At 36.4% G+C, this 18,346-nt stretch carries 27 protein-coding genes; 6 read left to right on the top strand and 21 right to left on the bottom strand.

From position 1 onward, the window contains the following. Nucleotide 1 precedes the first annotated feature (1 nt). The 5 genes from folD to accB form a co-directional block, all read right to left on the bottom strand. Nucleotides 2-862 (bottom strand): bifunctional methylenetetrahydrofolate dehydrogenase/methenyltetrahydrofolate cyclohydrolase FolD, encoded by an 861-nt coding sequence (gene folD, locus M1D73_RS21525; RefSeq protein WP_000226732.1) that lies wholly within the window; start codon nucleotides 860-862, stop codon nucleotides 2-4. 23 nt (nucleotides 863-885) lie between these two features. After that, the gene (gene nusB, locus M1D73_RS21530; RefSeq protein WP_000830247.1) at nucleotides 886-1,278 is read right to left on the bottom strand and encodes a N utilization substance protein NusB; all 393 of its coding nucleotides are present in this window, start codon (nucleotides 1,276-1,278) and stop codon (nucleotides 886-888) included. Nucleotides 1,279-1,624: 346 nt separating this feature from the next. After that, nucleotides 1,625-2,017, bottom strand: coding sequence for an Asp23/Gls24 family envelope stress response protein (locus tag M1D73_RS21535; protein WP_000807630.1), 393 nt, complete (start codon nucleotides 2,015-2,017; stop codon nucleotides 1,625-1,627). A gap of 22 nt (nucleotides 2,018-2,039) precedes the next feature. Then, nucleotides 2,040-3,392, bottom strand: a complete 1,353-nt coding sequence (gene accC, locus M1D73_RS21540) for an acetyl-CoA carboxylase biotin carboxylase subunit (protein ID WP_000592871.1) — start codon at nucleotides 3,390-3,392, stop codon at nucleotides 2,040-2,042. Between the two features lie 16 nt (nucleotides 3,393-3,408). Then, entirely contained in the window at nucleotides 3,409-3,897 is a 489-nt protein-coding gene (gene accB / locus M1D73_RS21545) for an acetyl-CoA carboxylase biotin carboxyl carrier protein (RefSeq protein ID WP_121868071.1), read from the bottom strand. A 469-nt stretch (nucleotides 3,898-4,366) separates the two neighbouring features. On the opposite strand from accB, the gene M1D73_RS21550 reads away from it, so the two are divergent. Next, a complete protein-coding gene (locus tag M1D73_RS21550; RefSeq protein WP_002179810.1) occupies nucleotides 4,367-4,561 on the top strand; it encodes a hypothetical protein in 195 nt (64 codons plus the stop codon). 117 nt (nucleotides 4,562-4,678) lie between these two features. Here the strand turns inward: M1D73_RS21550 and M1D73_RS21555 are convergent, their stop codons facing one another. From M1D73_RS21555 to M1D73_RS21595, 9 genes are read right to left on the bottom strand one after another with little or no spacing between them, the layout of a single operon-like run. After that, a complete protein-coding gene (locus M1D73_RS21555) occupies nucleotides 4,679-5,323 on the bottom strand; it encodes a SpoIIIAH-like family protein (protein WP_000914710.1) in 645 nt (214 codons plus the stop codon). Between the two features lie 15 nt (nucleotides 5,324-5,338). Further along, nucleotides 5,339-6,001, bottom strand: a complete 663-nt coding sequence (gene spoIIIAG / locus M1D73_RS21560) for a stage III sporulation protein AG (protein ID WP_000368880.1) — start codon at nucleotides 5,999-6,001, stop codon at nucleotides 5,339-5,341. Next, nucleotides 5,991-6,623, bottom strand: a complete 633-nt coding sequence (spoIIIAF, locus tag M1D73_RS21565; RefSeq protein ID WP_001161052.1) for a stage III sporulation protein AF — start codon at nucleotides 6,621-6,623, stop codon at nucleotides 5,991-5,993. The genes spoIIIAG and spoIIIAF overlap by 11 nt, the downstream gene beginning before the upstream one ends. Nucleotides 6,624-6,635: 12 nt before the next feature. Further along, nucleotides 6,636-7,808 carry a stage III sporulation protein AE gene (gene spoIIIAE / locus M1D73_RS21570; RefSeq protein WP_000946110.1) on the bottom strand — a complete coding sequence of 391 codons (1,173 nt, stop codon included), beginning with the start codon at nucleotides 7,806-7,808 and terminating at the stop codon, nucleotides 6,636-6,638. A gap of 10 nt (nucleotides 7,809-7,818) precedes the next feature. Continuing rightward, entirely contained in the window at nucleotides 7,819-8,202 is a 384-nt protein-coding gene (spoIIIAD, locus tag M1D73_RS21575; protein WP_077393170.1) for a stage III sporulation protein AD, read from the bottom strand. A 23-nt stretch (nucleotides 8,203-8,225) separates the two neighbouring features. Continuing rightward, entirely contained in the window at nucleotides 8,226-8,429 is a 204-nt protein-coding gene (spoIIIAC, locus tag M1D73_RS21580; RefSeq protein ID WP_000020914.1) for a stage III sporulation protein AC, read from the bottom strand. A 14-nt stretch (nucleotides 8,430-8,443) separates the two neighbouring features. Next, entirely contained in the window at nucleotides 8,444-8,959 is a 516-nt protein-coding gene (gene spoIIIAB, locus M1D73_RS21585) for a stage III sporulation protein SpoIIIAB (RefSeq protein ID WP_000238702.1), read from the bottom strand. Next, nucleotides 8,953-9,879 carry a stage III sporulation protein AA gene (gene spoIIIAA / locus M1D73_RS21590; RefSeq protein ID WP_000665905.1) on the bottom strand — a complete coding sequence of 309 codons (927 nt, stop codon included), beginning with the start codon at nucleotides 9,877-9,879 and terminating at the stop codon, nucleotides 8,953-8,955. Before spoIIIAA ends, spoIIIAB begins: the two co-directional genes overlap by 7 nt. A gap of 27 nt (nucleotides 9,880-9,906) precedes the next feature. Further along, on the bottom strand, nucleotides 9,907-10,188 hold the full coding sequence (locus tag M1D73_RS21595) for a YqhV family protein (protein WP_000816050.1): 282 nt from the start codon (nucleotides 10,186-10,188) through the stop codon (nucleotides 9,907-9,909). 181 nt (nucleotides 10,189-10,369) lie between these two features. Here M1D73_RS21595 and M1D73_RS21600 point away from each other — a divergent pair, with 181 nt between their 5' ends. Next, nucleotides 10,370-10,948, top strand: coding sequence for a GNAT family N-acetyltransferase (locus tag M1D73_RS21600; RefSeq protein ID WP_001163838.1), 579 nt, complete (start codon nucleotides 10,370-10,372; stop codon nucleotides 10,946-10,948). After that, a complete protein-coding gene (locus tag M1D73_RS21605) occupies nucleotides 10,929-11,249 on the top strand; it encodes a hypothetical protein (RefSeq protein ID WP_000645572.1) in 321 nt (106 codons plus the stop codon). The genes M1D73_RS21600 and M1D73_RS21605 overlap by 20 nt, the downstream gene beginning before the upstream one ends. Before the next feature lie 36 nt (nucleotides 11,250-11,285). Here M1D73_RS21605 and efp read toward each other — a convergent pair whose 3' ends face one another. From efp to M1D73_RS21625, 4 genes are read right to left on the bottom strand one after another with little or no spacing between them, the layout of a single operon-like run. Then, nucleotides 11,286-11,843 carry an elongation factor P gene (gene efp, locus M1D73_RS21610; RefSeq protein ID WP_000626516.1) on the bottom strand — a complete coding sequence of 186 codons (558 nt, stop codon included), beginning with the start codon at nucleotides 11,841-11,843 and terminating at the stop codon, nucleotides 11,286-11,288. Between the two features lie 21 nt (nucleotides 11,844-11,864). Next, a complete protein-coding gene (gene pepQ / locus M1D73_RS21615) occupies nucleotides 11,865-12,926 on the bottom strand; it encodes a Xaa-Pro dipeptidase (RefSeq protein ID WP_000411040.1) in 1,062 nt (353 codons plus the stop codon). Nucleotides 12,927-12,930: 4 nt separating this feature from the next. After that, entirely contained in the window at nucleotides 12,931-13,371 is a 441-nt protein-coding gene (aroQ, locus tag M1D73_RS21620) for a type II 3-dehydroquinate dehydratase (protein ID WP_000735140.1), read from the bottom strand. Nucleotides 13,372-13,423: 52 nt separating this feature from the next. Continuing rightward, complete coding sequence (locus tag M1D73_RS21625; RefSeq protein WP_000076881.1) at nucleotides 13,424-13,912, bottom strand: YqhR family membrane protein; 489 nt, start codon at nucleotides 13,910-13,912, stop codon at nucleotides 13,424-13,426. A gap of 244 nt (nucleotides 13,913-14,156) precedes the next feature. Here M1D73_RS21625 and M1D73_RS21630 point away from each other — a divergent pair, with 244 nt between their 5' ends. Next, nucleotides 14,157-15,077, top strand: coding sequence for a DUF1385 domain-containing protein (locus tag M1D73_RS21630; RefSeq protein ID WP_000807121.1), 921 nt, complete (start codon nucleotides 14,157-14,159; stop codon nucleotides 15,075-15,077). A gap of 79 nt (nucleotides 15,078-15,156) precedes the next feature. Further along, the gene (locus tag M1D73_RS21635; RefSeq protein ID WP_001014463.1) at nucleotides 15,157-15,558 is read left to right on the top strand and encodes an SA1362 family protein; all 402 of its coding nucleotides are present in this window, start codon (nucleotides 15,157-15,159) and stop codon (nucleotides 15,556-15,558) included. Here the strand turns inward: M1D73_RS21635 and M1D73_RS21640 are convergent. The 3 genes from M1D73_RS21640 to splB form a co-directional block, all read right to left on the bottom strand. Beyond that, nucleotides 15,555-16,217: an HAD family hydrolase gene (locus M1D73_RS21640; protein WP_025687934.1), complete on the bottom strand. Its 663-nt coding sequence runs from the start codon at nucleotides 16,215-16,217 to the stop codon at nucleotides 15,555-15,557. The two genes, M1D73_RS21635 and M1D73_RS21640, sit on opposite strands and share 4 nt — an antisense overlap. Nucleotides 16,218-16,271: 54 nt before the next feature. Further along, the gene (gene mntR / locus M1D73_RS21645) at nucleotides 16,272-16,700 is read right to left on the bottom strand and encodes a transcriptional regulator MntR (protein ID WP_001143085.1); all 429 of its coding nucleotides are present in this window, start codon (nucleotides 16,698-16,700) and stop codon (nucleotides 16,272-16,274) included. Nucleotides 16,701-16,844: 144 nt separating this feature from the next. Beyond that, nucleotides 16,845-17,870 carry a spore photoproduct lyase gene (gene splB / locus M1D73_RS21650; protein ID WP_000802107.1) on the bottom strand — a complete coding sequence of 342 codons (1,026 nt, stop codon included), beginning with the start codon at nucleotides 17,868-17,870 and terminating at the stop codon, nucleotides 16,845-16,847. Between the two features lie 157 nt (nucleotides 17,871-18,027). Here splB and M1D73_RS21655 point away from each other — a divergent pair, with 157 nt between their 5' ends. After that, entirely contained in the window at nucleotides 18,028-18,345 is a 318-nt protein-coding gene (locus M1D73_RS21655) for a PadR family transcriptional regulator (protein ID WP_000556078.1), read from the top strand. Nucleotide 18,346: the final 1 nt, after the last annotated feature.

Genomic DNA, 18,346 nt, shown 5'->3' on the forward strand with positions numbered 1-18,346 from the left:
ATTATTTACAAACGACACCTGCACGTTTGGCAGATTCAACAGTATTATGAAGAAGCATTGTGATTGTCATTGGACCAACACCCTTTGGCACAGGTGTAATGTAACCCGCAACATCTAACACGTTGTCAAAGTCAACATCACCACAAAGTTTTCCTGTTTCTAAACGGTTAACACCAACGTCAATTACAACCGCCCCTTCTTTAATATAATCCGCTGTTATCATTTTAGGTCGTCCAACAGCTACGATTAAAATATCAGCTAACTTCGATAACTCTTTCATATTTTGCGTCTTAGAATGACAATATGTGACAGTGGCATTTTCATTTAAAAACAATTGCCCCACTGGTTTACCGACAATATTACTTCTTCCAATTACTACTACATGTTTTCCAGAAATATCAAGATTTGTTTCTTTTACTAATTCTACAATACCATGCGGTGTACATGGAAGGAATGTATCTTGTCCCGTCATCATACGTCCCACGCTGATTGGGTGAAATCCGTCTACATCCTTTTCTGGTGAAATTCTTTCAATGATAGCTTTTTCTTCAATATGTTTTGGTAAAGGTAATTGCACTAATATGCCATTAATACGGTCATCGCCATTTAAGCGATCGATTTCAGCAAGCAAACGTTCCTCAGTAATTGTTTCAGGAAGTTCAATTAGCTCTGAGTAAATCCCTACTTGTTCACAGCCTTTTTCTTTTCCTTTCACATAAGAACGAGATGCTGGATCTTCTCCAACTAAAATAACTGCTAATCCTGGTACAATACCTTGCTCTTTCAACTTCACAACTTCTTCTGTTAATTGTGCTCGTTTTTTCTCCGCAACTTCATTTCCTTTGATGATTACTGCTACCATTTTAAGATTCCCCCTTAAAGAATTTACAGTGTATCTTTTATATTAGATAAAACGCCGTTAATAAAACGACGAGATTCCTCATCCCCAAATGTTTTAGCAATTTCAATTGCTTCGTTAATTGTTACGTTGTGTGGAATTTCTTCCATGTATTTCATTTCATACACAGCTACACGTAAAATACTGCGATCAACAATACTAATACGCTCAAGCTTCCACTTTTTTAAATTTTGACGAATCGCTTCATCGATTGCTTCTTTATTTTCTACAAAACCTACTACAAGTGACTCTAGAAACTCATTTGTTTCTTCGCCTTCATCTAGCGTGTTTTCCACTGCTACTTTCGGTTCTAATTCACCTGTAATATCCATTTGGTATAATGCTTGCATTGCTCTTTCTCTAGCCGTCCTACGTTTCATTGTAACTCTCCTTTATGCTTCAAGTCTTTCCTTATACTTTGTTATATTATTATAATTTATAAGCCGTCAATTCACTTACTCTTACAGTTTTCATTGATTTTCCAACCTTATAATACAATGATAATAACACAATTTATCGTTTCACACACGGGTTACAAGGCTGAAAAATAATAAAAAGATTAACTTCAAGTTCCATATCTTATCACAATGTACGTTTTTTGGAAAAACGACACATTTTCTTGTTTATTTCTTATTTTTTGAAATAGTATAATAATTAGAGGGTTGTAATTTGTGAAGAAATGAAACGATAAAAAAGATGCCTATGTTACTAGGCACCTTTTCATTCTTACACTGGTTCGATTTCTGTTTTTTGTGTTTCGAATGTTACGCCAACGATGTGAACATTCACTTCTTTTGGCTCAAGTCCTGTCATTGTAAAGAGTGCTTGGCGAATATTGTCTTGAATCTTTTGTGCAACAACTGGAATTGCTACACCAAAATACATTACAACATAAAGGTCAACGATAATATCTTCGTTTGCTAATTCAACCTTTACACCTTTACCATGATTTTTCTTACCTAACTTCTCAACAACATCTGTAGCAAAATTACCGCGCATTGCCGCTACACCTTCTACTTCAGCAGCTGCAATACCTGCAATTACTTCAATTACTTCTGGTGCAATTTCTACTTTACCAAGAGTTGTATCTTGACCCATATCTAACATATGTTCAGCCATGAAAAAAACCTCCTTTAATGTATCACTGCGTCACAAGTTCATGCTCTTCCAAAAATTTCGTATTAAACTCACCTTTTACAAAATCAGGATGATCTAGCAATTGCAAATGGAACGGGATTGTTGTATGTACGCCTTCAATGACAAATTCACTAAGTGCGCGCTTCATTTTTGCAATTGCCTCTTCACGTGTTTTTCCGTGAACAATTAATTTAGCAACCATCGAATCATAGAAAGGTGGGATTGAATATCCCGGATATACAGCTGAATCGACGCGAATACCAAATCCTCCTGGTGGTAAGTACATTTCTACTTTACCTGGAGATGGCATAAATTTTTTGGCAGGGTTTTCCGCATTAATTCGACATTCAATTGCCCAACCATTAAATTGTACTTCTTCTTGCTGTAACGATAACTTTTCTCCTGAAGCAACAAGAATTTGTTCTTTAATTAAGTCCATTCCTGTTACCATTTCAGTAACCGGATGCTCAACCTGAATTCTCGTATTCATCTCCATGAAGTAAAAGGTTTTCGTTTTATATTCATAAATAAACTCAACCGTACCAGCACCTGTATAATCAACCGCTACCGCCGCTTTAACTGCCGCTTCACCCATCTGCTTGCGAATCTCTTCATCAAGTGCAGGTGATGGACTTTCTTCTAATAGTTTTTGCAAACGGCGCTGAATTGTACAATCACGCTCTCCTAAATGAATGGCATTTCCGTGTGTATCTGCCATTATTTGAATCTCAACATGGCGGAAATCTTCAACGTACTTTTCTAAGTATACACCAGGGTTCCCAAAAGCGGTACTAGCTTCTTGCTGTGTAATTTGAATTCCTTTTATAAGCTCTTCTTCATGGCGTGCAACACGAATACCTTTTCCACCGCCACCTGCAGTCGCTTTAATAATAACTGGATATCCAATTTGATTAGCAAGCTCAATCGCTTCTTCGGTATTTTTAATAATCCCTTGTGAACCTGGTACAATCGGAACCCCTGCTTCTTTCATTGTATCACGAGCAACGTCTTTTGTGCCCATCTTTGAAATAGCTTCTGGACTTGGACCGATAAAAATCAAGTTACATTCACGGCATAACTCTGCGAAATCTGCATTCTCTGCTAAAAATCCGTATCCCGGATGAATAGCATCGCAGCCTGTTAACTTCGCAACGCTAATAATGTTTGTCAAATTTAAATAGCTTTCTTTCGAAATCGTTGGTCCTACACAATACGCCTCGTCTGCAATCTGTACGTGAAGTGACTCTTTATCTGCTTCTGAATAAATTGCAACTGTTTCAATATCCATTTCTTTACAAGCACGAATAATTCGTACAGCAATTTCCCCACGATTGGCTATTAATACTTTTTTTATCATCACAAAGACTCCCTTATTACGCTTTTACAAGAAATAGCGGTTGTCCATATTCAACAAGCTGTCCGTTATTAACAAGAATTTCAACAATTTCGCCCTCTACATCAGCATCAATTTCGTTAAATAACTTCATAGCCTCGACAATACATACGATAGAATCTTTCGATACTCTATCCCCAACACTTACATATGGAGGTGTATCAGGCGAAGAAGAAGAATAGAATGTACCTACCATCGGTGATGTGATTTTATGTAGGTTTTCATTTTGAACAACCTTCTTCTCTTCTTGTTTTGGCACTTCTGCTTGCGCTGCTGCTACTGTCGTTTCAACTTCAACAGGCGCTACTGGTTGCATAGCTTGTTTTGATGCAGGTGCTTGCACAGCAACAACTTCATTACCACGCTTTTTCATTTTGATTGTTGTACCGTCTTTTTTGTATTCAAATTCATCAATATTAGAGCTATCAATTAATTTAATTAATTCACGAACTTCTTGAATTTTAAACATGTAAAATCCACTCCCATACTCTTGTTTGTCCCGTTTTTACAGATTCTCGTCACGAAAACTAGATTGACTGTAAAAATACGATGTACTCTATTAGAAAATATATTTCATTAACTAATAGAAATATTTACTATTTCCATCTTACGATAAATTTTTTAAACATTCCAATTTATATTTCTTTATAATAAATCGAAATTCCTGTAAAAATATTATTCCAATAAAAATTTAATACCTAGTAATAATACCAAGTTTCACATGAAATTGGCAAGACCACTTCTTAAAAAACATTCACTACTTTTGCAAAATGTTACAAAGCAAACATGCCATTCCCTCCTCACTCTTCACCACAACTATAGTCAATAACATATTTTTACCAAATATTATTTTTTTGTTTACACGCCGTTCATCATTCCTTCATATAAGAATAGTATGTTCAAAGTGTAGAAAATATATTGTGTTGAGGTGTGGAAATATGATATGGCTCATTCTCTTTTTACCTGCCGTAATCGTTTGGGCATGCGTTCTTTTCATCCACGTCAAATCCGGAAAAAGTAATCATCAGTACCATGAACCATTAATCTTTTACTCACAACGTGTTTCTCCATTCCGAGTTGAACATAGTAAAAATAATTACAAAGACGACATAGAAAAAAGCTATCGAAAATGATAGCTTTTTTCTATTCACACATTTACTTGCTTGCATACTCTATTTTACTATTTGCATACCCTTTGCTTAGTAAAAGATAATAATCCGCAGGGAAATCCCTACGGATTAAAGTTTCACTTATTTCGCTGGTGGATCAAATTTCACACCTACATCTTTTGATCCGCCTTCACTTCTTACAAGTTGAATAATTTTATTTGCTTCTTTCTGTGAATGTTTTGCCGCTTTAACCGTTACTCTAATATCAGTGCCATCAGCTCTTACAAGAGCATCTGGATATCCTCCTTGAGATTTAATTACTGTCTCAAGTAATTCTTGCTTCGTTTCCATTGTCGTAATGGCATCAAAATTTTCTTTCGCTTTATTCTTTTCTGTTGCTGAAGCTTTTGTTGAACTCATCACTTCTTGTAATTTTGCTTTTTGTTCACTACGCTGATCTTCCATTTGCATACGTAAAGCTGTGAAATTCTCATCACTTGATTGAACTGATACATTGCCCTCTTTTTTACTTGTTTCTTTTTTTGCATTTTCTTTTTTGTCTGTTTCTTTATTTGTTGTTTCCTTGCTTGTATTTTCTTTTTTCGGAGTTTCTTTAGGCGCTTCGTTTGTTACTGCTTTATCAGTACCTTGTTTTTCTTGTCCAATCTTTTCACCTGTTGCCGGCGATGCTGTATTCATTTTGTCAGGAGTTGTCACGTAATACACAGATAGTACAACAACTAAACTTAACATCGTTAATAACCAAACTGTTTGTTTTTTTAACACTTTATTTCCTCCCTATCAATTTTTCGGTGAAACTGAAACGCGATGGGCCGGTACATCTAGCAGCCTTATCACAGCTTCTTTTACCATTGCTTTAACTTGTATATTATCCACTCCCTTTGCTACGACAAGAACACCACGTACTTTCGGCTTCTCTGTTCGTAAAACAACAGGAGTTTCTTTATCCCCTTCACGTATAATGACAGTCTTTTCATCAAGAGACTCGTCCTCTACTTCTCTCTTACCGCCTGTTTTATCTGTTTCACCTGTTGTTTGTGAGCGTTTCACTGTATTTTTTTCTAAAATTTTTTCTTCAGATGAATCTAAATTCACTTTAATCGTTACGTCTTTTACTCCTGCTATTTCTTCTAAAGCAGTTTTTAATTCTTGTTCATACGCTTTTTCATATTTTTCTACATTTGACATATTATCATTATTTTTTTGTCCAAAAGTTGGTACATCTTTTTCCTGGTTTTGAGTTTTTTGTTCTTTAAATACAGGTACTTCTTCTTTTTTACTTGAAAAAAAACTACTAGAAAACATAAGCAAAATTCCAAGTATGAGTAGGACAAGTAAGAACTTAGGTGTTACCTTTCTTCCCTTCTCATTACTTTCTTTTTCATCTCCATTCAATAAGTTTCGAAAAAATGAGAACTTCGAATTTTTATCTTTATTGTCCATTTACTCTACCTGTCCTCCCTTCCATTTGAACTTGGATTTGTTTATTCTCTAGTTGCCACCTGCTTGAAAAGAAGTCTTTCATTTCTACATTCGTTTCCTCTACTTTTTTCGGTGGTTCTTTCGTGTTAATTTCAACTGGTTTTACTGTTTCGATTGCATCATTTTTACTACGTTCTTTTTCTTTTAACGTCACAACAACAGATTGAATATCTTTCGCTGACTTTACTTCCGCTGTGCTTTCCGCTGCGACTATTTGTATTTCAGAGACTGACATACCATACTGTTTCTCAAACTCTTTTCCTACTTCTTTTTTCATTTTGGTAGCCATCTCTTCTAAACTATATGCACGTGTTAGAGCTTGTATTTCTTTTTTCTTCGAATCTATTGAATTTTTTACAGATCCTTCTGCTACGTACTTTTCTTCATTAAAATTTGCAATTACTTCATTTACATCTGTCTGCAATAGTTTAAAAAGGGGTGTTAAAATTAATACGACTAACAAAAGACTTACAACGAATTTAACGTATTTTTGCAAATTCGAATTTGGAAGAATAAGATGAAGCATTGTCGCTAAGAGCAAAAAAACGATAATATTTCTGATCCACTCTGTAACAAATTGCATACTCTTCACCTCCTACCGCATCATAAGTGTAATATTCCCCGCAGCAATAATAATTGTAATACTTAAAAAGAACATAAATGATACGATAGCTAAGCAAGCAAATACGTAAATGATGCTTCGTCCAATAATGTCTAAGCATTGAATAATTGCTCCGCCGCCAACCGGTTGCAATACTGCTGCTGCGAATTTATAAATAAATGCGATACAGAAAATTTGAATCGCTGGAAAAGCAACAATTAAACATAAAATGACGAGCCCAATAATTCCGACTGTGTTTTTCAATAATCCTGATGCGCTAATAACAGTATCTGCCGCTTCTGTAAACATCCTTCCGACTACTGGAATGAAGTTCCCTGTTACAAATTTAGCAGTTTTCACAGCTATTCCATCAGCAACGGCTGTTGCTGTTCCTTGTACAGATAATACTCCTAAAAAAATCGTTAAGAAAATACCGATAATCCCAACGCTAACGTTTTGCAGAAGCTTGGACAATTTCGTCACTTTATATTGATCACTCATTGTACTTACAATACTTAATATCGTTGCCAGTAATAAAAGCGGTAGAACGATATAATTCATAAGAAGCCCGCTTGTATTCATTAAGAAAATGATAATCGGATGAAAGAAAGATACAGATACAACCCCGCCACCAGTCGCTATAAGCGCCAATAAAATTGGCAATAGCGCTAATATGAAATCTACCATTGTTTGTATCGTTTCTCTTGCATATGTCATAACGACATAAAAACTATTTAAAGCAAAAATAATAAGTACCATATATACAACAGCATCAGCAATTTTACTTACACTACTTTTTGAAAAAGCGGATTGCAGTGATTGCAACAATGCACTAAAGATTGTGAGCATAATGAGTGTGCCAAGCAGTTTTCCATTAGCTGCAAGCTCATGAAATAAATATTTTAATAACCCTATCATCCACTCTTTTAGAGAGAATTCTTTTTCTCCCTTTACAAACTCCATAAAACTCCCTTTTTGACTCTCTGGCAAATAGCCTCCATATTTTGTAACAAGCCCGTCCCAAAATTGCTTCACATCTTCAATTCCGAGCTTATCCAATTGTTGATCAACGACGTTTGTTTCTACAGGAGAAGCTTGTACAACAACCGGTAAAGAAAAGAAAAGGAAGCAAGCAAATAGCAGCTTAGCTCCAAACCTCCTCAACATTCACTCCCCCTTATCCCGTCGGTAAAAATCCGAGAATAGTTTCAATTACAACCGTCAAAATAGGAATTGCCATAACGAGAATTAAGATTTTCCCAGCAAGTTCAATTTTCGAAGCGATGGCACCTTGACCAGCATCTTTTGTAATTTGAGCTCCAAACTCGGCAATATAAGCAATTCCAATAATCTTTAGTAACGTTTCCACGTAGACGTTACTAACTTTCGCTTCACTCGCTACTCTCTCAATCATTTGTAAAATAGAATGAATTTGATCGATTAAAATTAGAAACATCACGCTACCTACGAACACAATAAATAAAGATGTAATACTAGATTTATGCTGGTTCAAAACAGCAGCTAAAAACGTAGCAACGAGGCCTAATCCGACAATTTGTATAATTTCGATTCGAACCGCCTCCTTTACTGGAAGAGAAAGACACTTTTAATCTTGTCGAATAGCGTATTAATTAAAAATGCAACATGAAATAAAATGACGACAAAACCGACAAGGATAACCCAATTTGCAATATCCTCACGCTTCAATTCTTTTAGTACAGTATGAATGAAAGCTAAAACAATGCCGATTCCGGCGATTTGAAATATTAATCCAACATCAATGGACATCGCCTTTCTCCCCCCTATAGCAGTAAAATTACAATTAGTAGCCCTGCTAGTACCCCTAAGCTCTTAATCATTTTTTCGTATTGCAGTTGTAAAGCTTTCGCTTCCTCTTCTTCTCTCTCCAAATGTGTAATACATAAGCGAATATGTTTTTGTTGTGATTCACGATCATGTTGCCCGAGCGTTTCACCAAATTGCTGCAGTATTTCATACTCGGTTTGTTGAAAAGCCGTCAACTTCCAATTCTCTTTCAAACTATCTATCCAAGCTTCCCTTACCGTTTGTTCTCCACTTTCTAGTTTTTTAGCGAAACTTTGAAATATCCAATTTAATGGCTTTGGCATTTGTTTAACTAATCGCTCGGCAGCCTCAGATAAAGGTGTGTGTCCATACATAATTTCTGCCTCTAATGATTGAAGTGCTGATTTTAATAACCTAAGTTGCCTCGGCCTCTCACTGTATCTTTTAGCGTACGAAAACCCGAAAAAGGTGCTGACCGCAACGATTAACACTGCACCAAATATTTTCACCATACGCCCTCAGCCTTTCTATTTGATAACACTGGTTTTCCATATTTATCTTTCACCTGCATAACCGTTCCTGGACCCCTCGCTTTTGACAACTCCACAAACCTATCAAATATACCAAGCTCTAGCACTGCCTTGAGCGATGGACGTCTCACAACATCCTCATAGGAAAATCCGTGTGCGCTTATAAAAAGCTGAACACCTGCATGCACTGCCTCCATAATTGCTTCACTATCTTCTTTACGGCCAATTTCATCTACGATCAAAATATCAGGACTCATAGAACGAATCATCATCATCATTCCTTCTGCCTTTGGACATGCGTCTAACACATCGACTCGGGTACCAAAATCATATTGCGGGATTCCTTTCACACAGCCAGCAATTTCTGAACGTTCATCAACGATCCCCACTTTACAGGAAGGAATTTCCGAAGCACTTACCCCTTGACTCATGCAACGTGCTACATCTCTTAAAAGTGTCGTTTTTCCCGTTTGGGGAGGGCCAATTACCATCGTGTTTAACCACCTTTTTTCATACAAATATGGCAAAAGCGGTTCAGCAATCCCTATTTTTTGACGAGCAATACGAATATTAAAGGAAGAGACATCACGAATCATTTTCACTGCGCTTTTTTCTGTAATGACTTTTCCTGCTAACCCGATTCTATGCCCCCCGCGAAGCGTCACATACCCACGTTTTAATTCCTCTTCCATCGTATAAATTGAGAATTGACTTAATTTATTCAATAAGTAAATAGCATCCTCTGCAGTAGTGATATAGTCATAAAAAAACACCTTTCCGTGTGCAATACACTCTAGCGGCCTTCCAATTCGAACACGAATTTCCTCTAAAGCATCGTATTGCTTACATTCTTCAATTAAGTACTTCATCGTTTTTGGTAAAACTTCTAATACCTCTTTCATCGGCTTCTCCCCACTATACTCGACTTACTATTTCAGTAATGCGATAAAAATACAGCAAATTCCAAGCGCTAGAAAAAAGAGCTTCAAGAAAGAAATTTCACTTGCTACACTCGCTATCCCAATTGTCATTGTTAAAATTAATACGGTAGGTCCGACAAACGCCAACATACCATTTATAAACAACGCTTTCTTCGCATCATTCACATAAAGCATAAGCAAAGCAGCAAATATCTCCGCACTACCTGAAAATAATCGAAGTGCCCCCATAACAAGCACGGATGTTTCCATTGCCGCTAGCCACTGTTTCATTCTTCCACCTTCTCCCGTAACAGTTACTAACTTCGTATTCTAAAAAAGAATATATTTGTACAACCATATGCAGAGGTTGTCTATTTCAGAAGTAAAAACATAATTTTTCTCTAAAGTCTGAATTAGAATCTGAATATTCATATTATTTTATGGTATATTTAGTTTGAAAGGGGTTTAAACCATGCAGCACATCACTTTATTACCACTAGATTTATGCTATACAAATGTGATTTTCGAGCTATCAAGTGATCCACATATAAAAAATGCATTGGGGATAACGGTAGAAAACATCGAAGACACGAAAACATTTCTTCTTTTCGCAATAGAAGAAGAGCGTCAAAAGAAATCCTTATCGAGAATGATTGTGAATGAAGAAAATGAAATAATTGGCCTCACCACACTTAAACATATTAATAATGAAAAAAAGCAATCTCACATTGGTAGTTGGATTGGCTATCCATACTGGGGAAAAGGCTATAACGAGGCTACTAAAAAAGAAATCTTTAAAATCGCCTTTTTAGACTTACAACTTTCCTACGTATTTGCTGGTGCTAAAACGAATAATATCCGCTCACTAAAAGCACAAGAAAAACTACCCTATATTTCATTGCATGTGGAAAACAAGTTCCCAGACGAACACGCTGCACTAGAGAAAGAAGTAAGGTCACCTTGCTCTCTGCATGTCGTGTCACGTGAAAATTTTTTAAACTGGTTGAAATTACAGAATGAGGAGGAAAAATATGAAGGCATTGAAAATTAGTTTAACCGTTGTAGTAGAATTAGCTCTTATTTATCTTTTTTCATTATTAGTCGGTTGGTCATTTATAGAGACCTTTTTCCTTGGTAGTTTAGCAATATTTGCAATTATGTGGTTAATTATTATGAGTAACCATAGAAATAACATTACAGATCACGCAATAAGCAAAACATTAACTGGCGTTGAGACTGGCGAAATAAAACCATTTCAAATTGTTTTGACTCCATCTATTATGGGTACTCTTTCACTTGTTTTAGTCAGTTTTATAGTAACAGCTATTTACTATCTACCCTATTTCCTATAAAAAAAACACTCGTGAATTATCACGAGTGTTTTTTTACTATGCACGAGAAACGTATTTACCTTCACCAGTGTTGATGATAAGCATTTCGCCTTCGTTAATGAAGATTGGTACTTGTACAACAAGACCAGTTTCTAATGTAGCTGGTTTTGTTACGTTAGAAGCAGTATCACCTTTAATACCAGGCTCTGTTTCTGTAACTTGTAATTCAACTGTGTTTGGAAGTTCAACACCAAGTACTTCGCCTTGGTAAGTCATAATTGCTACTTCCATGTTTTCTTTTAGGAATTTAAGCTCGCGCTCGATTTGTTTTTCACCAAGTTCGATTTGCTCATAAGTTCCGTTATCCATAAATACGTGAGCCTCACCGCTTGCGTATAAGTATTGCATACGACGGTTTTCGATGTGTGCTTTTTCTACTTTCTCACCTGCACGGAATGTTTTCTCTTGAACAGAACCTGTGCGAAGATTACGTAGTTTAGAACGAACGAATGCAGCACCTTTACCTGGCTTTACGTGTTGGAAATCAAGTACTTGCCAAAGGGCATTGTCCACTGAAATTGTTAAACCTGTACGAAAATCGTTTACTGAAATCATGTAAAAAAATCCTCCTGTGTATTACAAAATAATAAGTTCTTTTGGTGATTTCGTAATTACTTCATTACCTTCACTTGTCACAATGATATCATCTTCAATACGTACGCCGCCAATACCTGGAATATAAATACCTGGCTCTACTGTTACAGCCATACCTGGTTCAAGTACTGTATCAGAACGGAACGCTAAACCTGGTGCTTCATGGATTTCAAGACCTATTCCATGACCAGTAGAGTGTCCAAAGTATTCACCATATCCTTTTTCCGTTATGTAGTCACGCGTTAGCGCATCAGCCTCGCGACCTGTTAAACCAGCTTTAATACCGTTCACACCACGTAGTTGTGCTTCTAAAACGATATTATAAATTTCTTTTAATTTATCAGATGGTTCACCGACTGCAATCGTACGAGTAATATCAGAACAATATCCTTTGTAATAAGCGCCGAAGTCTAATGTAACGAAATCTCCTGTTTCTATCACTTTTTCAGATGCCACGCCGTGCGGTAATGCCGAACGAAGACCTGAAGCAACGATAATATCAAACGAAGAAGATGTTGCTCCTTGTTTTCTCATGAAAAATTCAAGTTCATTTGACACTTCAATTTCAGATACTCCCGGGCGAATGAATGATAGAATATGCTCAAAGGCAGCATCTGCAATCTGTGCAGCTTCCTTTAATATCTTAATCTCTGAATCAGTCTTTATCAAGCGTAACTTTTCTACAAGTCCAGAAGTCGGGATAAATTCAGCATCAATCGCTTCCTTATGCACTGAATAAGAACTATATGTAAGAGTATCTTGCTCAAAACCAAGTTTTTGAATTCCAAGCTCTTTCACTTGCTTTGCCACTTCATCAATGATCAATCCTGCGTGCTGTACAACCTCATATCCAACCGCTTGTTTACTTGCCTGCTCGACGTAACGGAAATCTGTAATAAATTGAGCACGATCTTTTGAAATAAGAACAACGCCTGCTGTTCCTGTGAAGTTAGCCATATATCTACGACTATGTTCATTTGTTAACAAAATACCGTCAATGCCAGCCTCATCAAATGCACTTCGTAATCTTTCAATTTTCTCCATTACTTTATGCCTCCCTCAATTTCTCCATTAATGCAAATAACGCTAACTTATAGCCATAAAAACCAAATCCTACAATTTGACCTGCACAAACAGCTGCCGTCACAGATTCATGACGGAACGATTCACGCTGATGAATGTTAGAAATATGTACTTCAATAACAGGAATCGAAATGCTCGCAATGGCATCACGAATCGCATAGCTATAATGCGTAAATGCTCCCGGATTTAAAATGATCCCTTCATATATATCTTCCGCTTCATGAATAATGTCGATAATGGCACCTTCATGATTCGATTGGAAACATTCTAACTCCACTCCCATTGTTTCTGCTTCTTGCTTCATATCTGCTTCAAGTGTCGCTAGCGTGCCCTTTCCATATACATTTACCTCACGAACACCGAGGCGATTTAGGTTAGGACCGTTTACGAGGAGTAACTTTTTCATATTCTTAAAACTCCTTAATATTAAATATCTATACAATATTTTAACATAGGAGTTACTTATTTGAATAGTTCGTCTTCTCTTGCCCTTCTTGTTCTGCTTTATTGCTATTCACTGCGTAAGAAACAGAATATGCTATAAACACACCATACAATATAAAAATACATATTGTCGTCACAATTGTCTCTTTTGGTAAATGGAGCGCACTTTTAATAACAGGAGCCATTAAACCCATCCCCAAAAACAGTAGTGCCCACCAAAATAGCCCATAAATAATTCCCGCTATAATCCCTTCAAACTTCGCAAAAAATGCTTTATACAAAAAGGCGATCAAAATTGAAAGAAGTCCCATACACACTATTCCGAACACATTGCCCCATACCCCCTCTTTCCAACTTCCAAACGCAAATGGTAAAAGGAAATAATTCGGTCCCGCCTCCGTGAATGAAAATATATGAAGGAAATACCAGATCCCGCCCCAAAAGATTCCACCAAACAAACCAATCTGCACAAAATTCCTTGTTCCTAATTGTTCTTGACTCACATCGACACCTCCGCTCAATAGTATGCCCGAAACTATTTTGAAGCATGTTTAAATCCTGCGAAATTTGTCTATAAAAAGAATAAGAAATGTCCGACTCTCATAACATTTTCCCTTGTCATCTACTTGTATTTGCCGATAAAATAAAGGAAACTCGGTGATTGTCTTATTTCAAAACGACAGAACCCAGTATGACAATTGCCTCTTTTTCTACATAAGAGAGAAACAAATACAGGTTGGTGTTAACATGGCAGAAGAGTCAAAACAAATATATGGCGGGCAAGCGGTCATAGAAGGAGTTATGTTTGGCGGTAGAGAATATACTGTTACAGCGGTTCGTCGTAAAGATAAATCGATTGAATTTTATCGATTACCACGCGTTCGTAATAAAGTACTATCTACCCTAAAAAAAATTCCATTTTTACGAGGGATTGCCGCTATTGTGGATGCAAGTGCGAATGGAGCAAAGCATTTAAACTTCGCTTCAGAACGATTTGACGTCCACCCAGAAGATGATGAACAAATTGCAAATAAAAAAGAAGAACAATCAAAATTAACGATGGTATTAGGAGTTGCAGCTGTTGGCGTTTTATCTTTTATATTCGGTAAAGTCATTTTCACAGCAGTTCCTGCACTATTAGCTGAATTAACGAGACCGATTTTCCCATCTCATACTGGGCAAATCATTGTCGAAAGTGTCATTAAGCTCATGCTATTATTGAGCTATATATACTTTATTTCTTTAACCCCACTTATTAAGCGGGTATTTCAGTATCACGGTGCAGAGCATAAGGTAATCAATGCTTACGAGAATAACCTTCCTCTGACTGTAGAAAACGTTCAAAAGCAAACTCGTCTCCATTATAGATGCGGCAGTAGCTTTATTATATTTACAGTCATTATTGGAATGTTCGTTTATTTCCTAGTCCCTACAGATCCTCTTTGGGCACGAGTTATAAACAGAATTTTATTAATTCCAGTTGTACTTGGTATTTCTTTTGAAGTATTGCAATTTACAAATCGATTACGAGACATTCCCGTATTACGCGTACTTGGATATCCTGGATTATGGCTACAACTATTAACAACGAAAGAACCAACAGATGATCAAGTGGAAGTAGCAATTGCATCGTTTGAAGAATTATTACGTTTAGAGAACAAACAATAATTATTTAAAAATGGTGTTCAACTCCTTTCCTCATCGTTAATATACTAATTTCAATATATGTTTTTAGGAGGTGTCCCTTATGAACGGTCGTTCGTTTACTTTCGCTATATTTGTGCTTATTATCGGATTGGCAATATTCGGCCTTGTTTCATCTGTTATTACAAATCCCATGGGTGTATTAAGAAATATCGGGTACATGTTACTTGTTGTCGGTATCTTTTACTTGCTATACAAGATGTTTACAAATTCCAGTGGTTCCGCAAATTCGCAAAGCTCATATAAGCGTGCGGCAAAACAATCGAACCGCAAACATGGGAAACAAAATGTAGCACCCCTAGGCAATTCTTTCTTTAAGTCAAATACTTCTAATGACAAAAGTAAAAAAGGGAATTCTTCCACTTTGAAACGAAAAAGAAAACAGTCTCATTTAACTGTCATTGAAGGCAAAAAAAGCAAAAAGAAAGACCGTGCTTCCTTTTAGGAAATACGGTCTTTTTTTATACTTTGAAGCACTTCTTTTAAACTTTTCTCTCTCATACTTTCAATTCGAAGATGATGATTTTCAAACGGTAAATTCCGTGTCACATCATTAGGTACCACAACGCACGTTAATCCCGCTGCAACTGCTGCTCTCAATCCATTTAATGAGTCTTCAAATACAACAGCTTCAGATGGCTTAATTCCTAATTCTTCTATTGCAACTCGATAAAGAGCTGGATCTGGTTTTACCTTCTCAACATCTTCTCTCGTTTTAATTACTTCAAAATATTCTCGAATTTGTAGCTCTTCTAAAAAATGAATAACCCATTCTCTAGAAGAACTAGAAGCTAGTGCGATTTTTAATCCCATTTCTTTCGCTTCTTCTAAATATTCTTTTACCCCGTCACGAGCTTCTGGTATTCTCATTTTCTCTTTATGTAAAGTTGCCACTTTTTCTTTTAATACACTTTTGTTAAACTTCTCTTTTAATTGATCATTTAGATATGTATAAAGTACCTCATCTGTTGTTCCAATGCATTTCGCAAATTCCTCTAAAGGTAGTTCCCCGCCGTATTCACGAACAGCATCTCTGAAAGAGTGAAACCATATCGTTTCTGTGTCCACAATTAATCCATCAAAATCAAAAATAATTGCTTTCATAATTCTCCCATCCTTTTCGAATTGAAATAAAAAAGGAAACGCCATACGTTCCCCTTAATTACTTTTCTCTTCATTTGCTCTTTGAACACCGCGAAGTGTTTCCACTCGGACTGTATCTTGTTCAAAGTATTGCACTAAATCACCAATGCGATCAATCGCTTCCCAACTTAAATGATGTTCAATTCCTTCTACATCATTGTAAATTTTACTTTCATCCACACCGATAATACGCATAAATTGCTCTAGCAAGTCATGACGATATACGAGACGTTCTCCGATTTTTTTACCTTTTGTTGTTAATACAAGCCCTCTATATTTTTCATAAATTAGATATTCATCTTTGTCTAATTTTTGCACCATTTTTGTTACAGAGGATGGATGTACACTAAGCGCTTCAGCAATATCAGATACGCGGGCGTAACCCTTTTCATCAATCAACAAATAAATTTGTTCAATATAATCTTCCATACTAGGGGTAGGCATCGGTTTCCTCCATCCAAGTTCATTTTGCTTATTCCGTACGAAGCAATCAATAAAATGATACACCAGAAAGAATAACGTGACAAGTTGAAAACGAGCCTAAATATATAAAACAAAAAAGAATCTGTATTTGCATACAGACCCCCCTTAAGTAAAATATTGTATTTCTGCATTAGGAAAAAATTCATTTATATAACCTCTTATCGTTTCTTCCAATACTGCTGCATCATCCTTTTTATATACATATTTTCCGATGCCATATCGTCCCCATTTATACTTCCGCTTCTCTTCATCCATTTCAAGCTTCGTATTTGGATAACGCTCTTGAATAACCTTTTTCGCTGGTTTCGTAAAACGATGCTGAATTAATTCAAACGTTAAATTTGGTATCGTCATATCTTTCAGCGCATTGTACAGTCGCTCAAATAGTTCACGATATCCTTCTTCCCATCCTTCATGCATATAAAGTGGCGCGACTATAAAACCAAGTGGATAACCTGCACCTGCTACTTTACGTGCCGCCTCAATTCGCTCCTCAAATGGCGATGTCCCTGGTTCAAAATTTTTAATTACATATCGTGAATTTATACTAAATCTGAAACGAGTTTTCCCATTATGCTTTGCATCTAATAAATGATCAACGTGCGAATATTTCGTGACGAAACGTAAGCGCCCATATTCACTTTCTCCAATGAATTCAATCGCCCGCTTTAATGCATGTGTTAAATGATCAATCCCAACAATGTCTGATGTACACGCTGCTTCAAATCTTGTTATTTCAGGTGCCCTTTCATCCATATATTGCTTTGCCTTCTCAAATATTTCATCAAGATTGACATACACACGAACGTAAGGCTTACTCCCAAGTGTTGTTTGCAAATAGCAATAATGACAATGTCCCATACACCCTGTTGCGAGCGGAATTGCATATTCAGCTGACGGTTTTGACGTATCAAACTTTAGCGTCTTCCTTACTCCAACGACAAGTGTAGCCTTTGCATTACGATACTTTTGCAAATCATTTTCTCCTGGCAAATTTCTAATTTGATTATGTGATGTCGTTTCACGAATTTCTAATCCCATCTTCGTAAACTTCTCATAAAGCTCTTTTCCAAGCGGATATTCAAGTGCCTTTGGTTCAAAGTAAACGAGTTTTGGCATAAATGGTTTCATGTGCTTCCCTCCCTCTCGTTAGTATGGGAAACGTTGAAAAATTAACACGCATTAAAGTTTTCCACTTCAGTAACTTGCGTTGCAAGTTACTGAATGTTATAATTTGGATAACAACTACCTTGCAACGCAAGTTACCTGAGTAAAAGGTGGTGAAATCATGCACAGCCAAATGTTAAAAGGTGTATTAGAAGGTTGCATCCTATACATCATTTCACAAGAAGAAGTGTACGGATATGAACTGAGCACAAAATTAAATAAACACGGATTTACATTCGTAAGCGAAGGAAGCATCTATCCGTTATTATTACGTATGCAAAAAGAAAAATTGATCGAAGGCACATTAAAAGCTTCCTCACTCGGTCCAAAGCGAAAATATTATCACATAACCGATAAAGGATTAGAGCAGCTTGAAGAATTTAAACAAAGCTGGGGAATGGTTTCAACTACGGTAAATAACTTATTACAGGGGGAGTGAT

The sequence above is a fragment of the Bacillus sp. PK3-067 genome (genome assembly GCF_056738645.1).

Coding starts and splice junctions, on each gene's coding strand:
- folD (WP_000226732.1), bottom strand. CDS start 862: ATGGTAGCAGTAATCATCAAAGGAAATGAAGTTGCGGAGAAAAAACGA.
- nusB (WP_000830247.1), bottom strand. CDS start 1,278: ATGAAACGTAGGACGGCTAGAGAAAGAGCAATGCAAGCATTATACCAA.
- M1D73_RS21535 (WP_000807630.1), bottom strand. CDS start 2,017: ATGGCTGAACATATGTTAGATATGGGTCAAGATACAACTCTTGGTAAA.
- accC (WP_000592871.1), bottom strand. CDS start 3,392: ATGATAAAAAAAGTATTAATAGCCAATCGTGGGGAAATTGCTGTACGA.
- accB (WP_121868071.1), bottom strand. CDS start 3,897: ATGTTTAAAATTCAAGAAGTTCGTGAATTAATTAAATTAATTGATAGC.
- M1D73_RS21550 (WP_002179810.1), top strand. CDS start 4,367: ATGATATGGCTCATTCTCTTTTTACCTGCCGTAATCGTTTGGGCATGC.
- spoIIIAG (WP_000368880.1), bottom strand. CDS start 6,001: ATGGACAATAAAGATAAAAATTCGAAGTTCTCATTTTTTCGAAACTTA.
- spoIIIAF (WP_001161052.1), bottom strand. CDS start 6,623: ATGCAATTTGTTACAGAGTGGATCAGAAATATTATCGTTTTTTTGCTC.
- spoIIIAE (WP_000946110.1), bottom strand. CDS start 7,808: ATGTTGAGGAGGTTTGGAGCTAAGCTGCTATTTGCTTGCTTCCTTTTC.
- spoIIIAC (WP_000020914.1), bottom strand. CDS start 8,429: ATGTCCATTGATGTTGGATTAATATTTCAAATCGCCGGAATCGGCATT.
- spoIIIAB (WP_000238702.1), bottom strand. CDS start 8,959: ATGGTGAAAATATTTGGTGCAGTGTTAATCGTTGCGGTCAGCACCTTT.
- spoIIIAA (WP_000665905.1), bottom strand. CDS start 9,879: ATGAAAGAGGTATTAGAAGTTTTACCAAAAACGATGAAGTACTTAATT.
- M1D73_RS21595 (WP_000816050.1), bottom strand. CDS start 10,188: ATGAAACAGTGGCTAGCGGCAATGGAAACATCCGTGCTTGTTATGGGG.
- M1D73_RS21600 (WP_001163838.1), top strand. CDS start 10,370: ATGCAGCACATCACTTTATTACCACTAGATTTATGCTATACAAATGTG.
- M1D73_RS21605 (WP_000645572.1), top strand. CDS start 10,929: ATGAAGGCATTGAAAATTAGTTTAACCGTTGTAGTAGAATTAGCTCTT.
- efp (WP_000626516.1), bottom strand. CDS start 11,843: ATGATTTCAGTAAACGATTTTCGTACAGGTTTAACAATTTCAGTGGAC.
- pepQ (WP_000411040.1), bottom strand. CDS start 12,926: ATGGAGAAAATTGAAAGATTACGAAGTGCATTTGATGAGGCTGGCATT.
- aroQ (WP_000735140.1), bottom strand. CDS start 13,371: ATGAAAAAGTTACTCCTCGTAAACGGTCCTAACCTAAATCGCCTCGGT.
- M1D73_RS21630 (WP_000807121.1), top strand. CDS start 14,157: ATGGCAGAAGAGTCAAAACAAATATATGGCGGGCAAGCGGTCATAGAA.
- M1D73_RS21635 (WP_001014463.1), top strand. CDS start 15,157: ATGAACGGTCGTTCGTTTACTTTCGCTATATTTGTGCTTATTATCGGA.
- M1D73_RS21640 (WP_025687934.1), bottom strand. CDS start 16,217: ATGAAAGCAATTATTTTTGATTTTGATGGATTAATTGTGGACACAGAA.
- mntR (WP_001143085.1), bottom strand. CDS start 16,700: ATGCCTACCCCTAGTATGGAAGATTATATTGAACAAATTTATTTGTTG.
- splB (WP_000802107.1), bottom strand. CDS start 17,870: ATGAAACCATTTATGCCAAAACTCGTTTACTTTGAACCAAAGGCACTT.
- M1D73_RS21655 (WP_000556078.1), top strand. CDS start 18,028: ATGCACAGCCAAATGTTAAAAGGTGTATTAGAAGGTTGCATCCTATAC.